Annotated in this window: 5 protein-coding genes; 2 read left to right on the forward strand and 3 right to left on the reverse strand. The window is 50.1% G+C overall.

What is annotated here, in order from left to right; genetic code table 11:
* Both DXA74_RS16750 and DXA74_RS15600 read right to left on the reverse strand, forming a co-directional pair.
* On the reverse strand, nucleotides 1-303 hold a 303-nt coding region (locus DXA74_RS16750), incomplete at its 3' end, for a Crp/Fnr family transcriptional regulator (RefSeq protein ID WP_147401157.1).
* 33 nt (nucleotides 304-336) lie between these two features.
* Nucleotides 337-537: a hypothetical protein gene (locus DXA74_RS15600; RefSeq protein ID WP_004329670.1), complete on the reverse strand. Its 201-nt coding sequence runs from the start codon at nucleotides 535-537 to the stop codon at nucleotides 337-339.
* A gap of 638 nt (nucleotides 538-1,175) precedes the next feature.
* Between DXA74_RS15600 and DXA74_RS15620 the strand changes: the two genes are divergently transcribed.
* On the forward strand, nucleotides 1,176-2,480 hold the full coding sequence (locus DXA74_RS15620; protein WP_118529045.1) for a DUF4099 domain-containing protein: 1,305 nt from the start codon (nucleotides 1,176-1,178) through the stop codon (nucleotides 2,478-2,480).
* A 26-nt stretch (nucleotides 2,481-2,506) separates the two neighbouring features.
* Complete coding sequence (locus DXA74_RS15625) at nucleotides 2,507-4,594, forward strand: type IA DNA topoisomerase (RefSeq protein WP_115472987.1); 2,088 nt, start codon at nucleotides 2,507-2,509, stop codon at nucleotides 4,592-4,594.
* 96 nt (nucleotides 4,595-4,690) lie between these two features.
* Here the strand turns inward: DXA74_RS15625 and DXA74_RS15630 are convergent.
* The coding region (locus DXA74_RS15630) for a dihydrofolate reductase family protein (protein ID WP_199666208.1) at nucleotides 4,691-4,969 on the reverse strand (279 nt) is incomplete at its 5' end.

Below are 4,969 nucleotides of genomic sequence, written 5' to 3' on the forward strand. Positions count from 1 at the left end.
GCCATATAAGCAAGTGGGATAATCGGCTATAAATTCATTTGGAAAGGAAAAACCGACATTATACAGCTTGTTTTCTGTCCGGTTGGTGCAACTGTATTTGACTACGCCTGACAAGATAAACCCGAAGAAAGAACAAGCATCACCTTCATGGAGAATAAACTCATTCTTTTTATAATGTCGTAACTCTCCATGTTTCAGACACAACTCCTTGAAGAAGTCTATGTCTATGTTACTCATATATGAATTGAATTCGGCTATCATTTGTATATAAGAGAAATGTATAAAAAATATCTGAATTTCCATGTTTGGAGTTTAGTCTGTTTTTTGTCTATATATTCAAACCGTACTAAACTTTTTTCTGTTGACTGCAAGATATAGGTACTGGCGAAAAGAATAAAGGGTATTTCTTTTTGCCAGTATTACTTTTAATAATTTGAGGAAGAAATAATACTCTAAGTAAAAGCCTATTCTACCGTCCGAGAGCTTATTTTGCTTCAGATTGGGGTTTTCTTTCGTTTTATTTTCTAACTTTGCCATTGTTTAGAGGTTTTATCCCGATTTTGATACTGTAACCGAGTAATTACACTAAATAGTTGATTTTCTTTTGTTTTCTGCGGATGCAAAGGTACAAAAGAAAATGATATTTCAAAGTGTACTAAAAGTATGCTGAATAACAGAAAATGGGTAAAATATGGCAAAAATAGAGAAAAATAAGAAATATTCAAGTGATTGATAATAAGGACGATGAATTATTTTATTTCCCTATGATTTCCATGGCTTGTACCGGCATTGGCATTGGGTGGTAAAGAAGCAATAGATAACATCCATATTCTAAAAACTATTCCTTACATAGAAATGTCCCCCAATCTATCGGGGATTTGAAACAAGTGCAATAACAGATTACTAACGAAGCGCGATAATGCTCAAACAGCGTTCCCCGCTAATCTATTAAAGGGTTCACAAAGGGTTCATTGAAAGAGAGTGGTTAACTTCGCTCTCTTTTTTATGCCCGTTTCCAATTCTGCAACCATTAACCGCAGAATTTCATCCACCCGGACAAATCGGGACAGCGCAGGACAAATGCGGACACTCTTTTCTGCCTATCCAAATATAGCATATTTAGTGGCTATCTTTGGGCGGGACTATTCCCGTAACCACTAAAATTCCAATTATTTATGGCAAACAGAATGACCCCGCCCGCAGAGGGGCAGGAAAAAGACGTGCTGCTGGTCTTGGATAAACACCAGGGCAAGGTGAGTGCCGTCAAGGGTATTGACAAGGAGGGCAATTTGCAGCCCGTGCCGCCGACACACGGCGGCGAGTTCATGCAGGTGGACAAGAACAGCGATGTGTTCAGCAACTTCCTTTCCAATTTCTTCCGCAAGTTTCAGGACACTTCCGGGCTGGAACTTTTCAGCGTAAAGGCATCCGAAGCAGAACAGCAGGCAAAGGCAATCGAGGACAACCACCGCAACCCTACACCGGAGGGCGACAAGCGGGCTGAAATGCTTCGAGTGCCGAAGCCCGACTTCCACGAGTTCAAGCAGGGCTACCGCTTCGACCCGGCAAAAATCGACTGGGAGAACCTGAAAAAAGTCGGCATTACCGCCGACACCCTGAAAAACACGAAAGACTTCGACCGGGTGATGCGTGGCTACAAGTCCCGCAACACCTACACCGTTTCGGGGACGGTGGGCGGCTTCTACCTCAAACCTACCGATGTCAAGCTCTCTTTCTATCAGGCAAAGGACGGTACGGTAGTACCCAAGCTGCACGGCGTACAGCAGGATGAAAAGCTGTTGCAACGCCCGTTCCATGAACACGACTTCACCAAGCAGGAACAGGGCAACTTGCAGGGTACTGGCAACTTGGGCGGCATCGCACAAATCAAAGACCCGAAAAGCGGCGAACAAATCCCCGTGTTCGTCAGCCGGGACAGGTACACGCACGAACTGGAATACATGCGGGCAGACAAATGGAAATGCCCCGATACAATCTGTAACGTGAAAGTCAGCCCGGAACAGAAAACTGCCTTTGAAGCCGGGCAAGCGGTCAAAATGGAAAACCTGCAATTCAGGGACGGCACGAAGCGCAGTGCCTATCTACAGGTCAGCGCAGTGGAGCGTGGCTTGGAGTTCCTGCCCCGTGCCGCCGTCCAGTTCTTACAGCAGGGACAGCAGCAGGTAGCCGGGCTAAAGGACGGGCAGGGCGTTGAGTTCAACGGTCATGTGCAGTCCGGCGCACAGGGCAAATCCCCCGACAAGGTGCAGCCGAAAGACGTTACCCCCACCGCCGAGAGCCGGACACAGGTAGCGGTCAATACAGAGGGCAAGACCAACGAAGCCACCAAGCAGGGCAAAGAGCCGTTGAAACAGGGGCAGCAAAAGCCTACCGCCAAGCAGAAAGAGAAGCAGGACAAGGCGCAAGACAAGAGCCAGAAAGCGGACAAGCCCAAAAAGTCCAAAGGAATGAAAATGTAGTACCCACCCTTAAAAAGTAAAGAATTATGATTGCATTGATAGCAGAGAAGCCCAGCGTGGCAAAAGACATCGCCCGCATCATCGGGGCGACACAGAAGAATGACGGTTATCTTTCCGGCAACGGGTATATGGTGACATGGGCGTTCGGCCACTTAATCCAGCTTGCCATGCCGGAAGCCTACGGCGTGGCGAACTTCCGCAGGGAGAGCCTGCCCATACTGCCGCCCGATTTCCAGCTAATCCCCCGTCAGGTGAAAGCCGAGAAAGGCTACAAGGCAGACCCCGGCGTGTTGAAACAGTTGAAAGTGATTAAAGAGGTATTCGACCAGTGCGACAAGATTATTGTAGCCACCGATGCCGGGCGTGAGGGCGAATTGATACACCGCTATATCTATAACTATTTAGGTTGTACCAAGCCCTTTGTACGCCTGTGGATAAGCAGCCTTACCGACAGGGCAATCCGTGAGGGGCTGGATAACTTGCAGCCGGGAGAGCGTTACGATAACCTCTACCTTTCTGCCAAGTCCCGCAGCGAAGCCGACTGGCTGATAGGTATAAATGCCACCCAAGCGTTGAGCGTGGCAGCCGGGCAGGGCGTGTTCTCGCTGGGCAGGGTGCAGACACCCACGCTCGTGATGATATGCAGCCGCTATTTGGAAAACAAGAACTTTGTCCCGACCAAGTTTTGGCAACTCAAAGCCGATACCGCCAGCGGTAGAATCAGTTTCACCGCCCAATCTACCGCCAAGTGGGAGCAGCAGCCCGAAGCCATAGCCGCCCTGCAACGGGTAAAGGATGCCGGGCAGCTTGCGGTGAAGTCCGTTGAAAGGAAAGAAACCAGCCAAGAACCGCCCCTTTTGTACGACCTTACCACGCTGCAAAAGGAAGCGAACACGAAACTGAACTTTTCGGCGGACAAGACCCTTTCCATAGCGCAAAGCCTGTACGAAAAGAAAGTGATGTCATACCCCCGAACCGGGAGCCGCTATATCCCGGAGGACGTTTTCGATGAAATGCCGGAACGTGTCGCCATGCTGGGGCAGTACCCCCGCTTTGCCGGATATGCCGCCGGATTGAACGGCGTAACGCTGAACCGCCGTAGCGTGAATGACGGCAAAGTGACCGACCACCACGCCTTAATCGTGACTGAAAACCTGCCCGGTGAACTCTCCAAAGACGAACGGGCGGTTTACGAACTGGTAGCCGGGCGTATGCTGGAAGCCTTTTCGGGCAGGTGCGTGAAAGACGTAACCACCGCTGTGCTGTTTGCCGGAGATACCGACTTCACGGTGAAAGGGTCGGTGATGAAAGAAGCCGGGTGGCGTGCCGTATTCAGCGAGCAGGGAACGGGAGAGGATGAAGAAACCGCCAGCCTGCCGCCACTCCAAAAGGGCGAAAACCTGCCTATTTCCAACGTGGAACTGTTGGAGAAACAGACCAAGCCGAAACCGCTGCACACGGAAAGCAGCCTGCTTGCCGCAATGGAAAACGCAGGCAAGGAACTGGAGGATGCCGAACTGAAAGCCAGCTTGAAAGATGCCGGGATAGGTACACCCGCCACCCGTGCGGCGATTATCGAAACGCTGTTCACCCGCCAGTACATCGTGCGTGAGAAGAAGAACCTTGTACCCACCGACAAGGGGCTTGCCGTTTACAGGATTGTCAAGGACAAGAAGATTGCCGATGTCGAAATGACGGGTATGTGGGAAACCGCCCTTTCCAAGATAGAAGCGGGAAACATGGATGCCGACACGTTCCGAAAGGGTATCGAGGTGTACGCCGCCCAAATCACGGCGGAACTGCTTTCGGTACAATTATCTGTTGCAGGCAGTGAAACCTGTCCCTGCCCCAAATGCAATAACGGGCGCATCCTGTTCTACCCGAAAGTGGCGAAGTGTTCCAACGTGGACTGTACGCTTACCATATTCCGCAACAAGTGCGACAAGCAGCTTTCCGACAAACAGATTGTCGAGCTGGTGACGAAACGCAAGACCGGGCTAATCAAGGGCTTCAAGGGCAAGAACGGCAAGGCTTTTGATGCTTCGCTGGTGCTGGACGAACAGTTCAATGTCGCCTTTTCATTCCCCGAAAAGAAAGCGAAACCGAAGAAATAGCCTATCTTTGCCACTGAAATTTCATTGTGATAGGTTTTACGACTTATAATAATTGAAATTTTAGTGGTTGCGCCCGGCGGGAACCGGGCGCATTTTTTATACGCTCCCGCCAAACAGGTAGGTCGAACAGACCACCCCGTTATCCAGCACCCTGCTTTCCGACAGTTTCCATTCCGAGCCTAATGTTTCCCCGATGAAACCGATACCCTTGCCCACCATGACGGGGACAGTGTAGATAGTCAGGCTATCCAACAATCCGGCTTTTATCAGCGAAGTAAGCAGCTTGCCGCCGCCCACCACCAGCATGTCATTTTCCTGTTTCAGTTCATAGACCCTTTGCAGCGGTTCTTCGGTCAGGAACTCCACGCCGCAGTC

The organism is Bacteroides sp. OF04-15BH (assembly GCF_003477995.1).
Taxonomy (GTDB): Bacteria; Bacteroidota; Bacteroidia; order Bacteroidales; family Bacteroidaceae; genus Paraprevotella.

Coding starts and splice junctions, on each gene's coding strand:
- DXA74_RS15600 (WP_004329670.1), bottom strand. CDS start 537: ATGGCAAAGTTAGAAAATAAAACGAAAGAAAACCCCAATCTGAAGCAA.
- DXA74_RS15620 (WP_118529045.1), top strand. CDS start 1,176: ATGGCAAACAGAATGACCCCGCCCGCAGAGGGGCAGGAAAAAGACGTG.
- DXA74_RS15625 (WP_115472987.1), top strand. CDS start 2,507: ATGATTGCATTGATAGCAGAGAAGCCCAGCGTGGCAAAAGACATCGCC.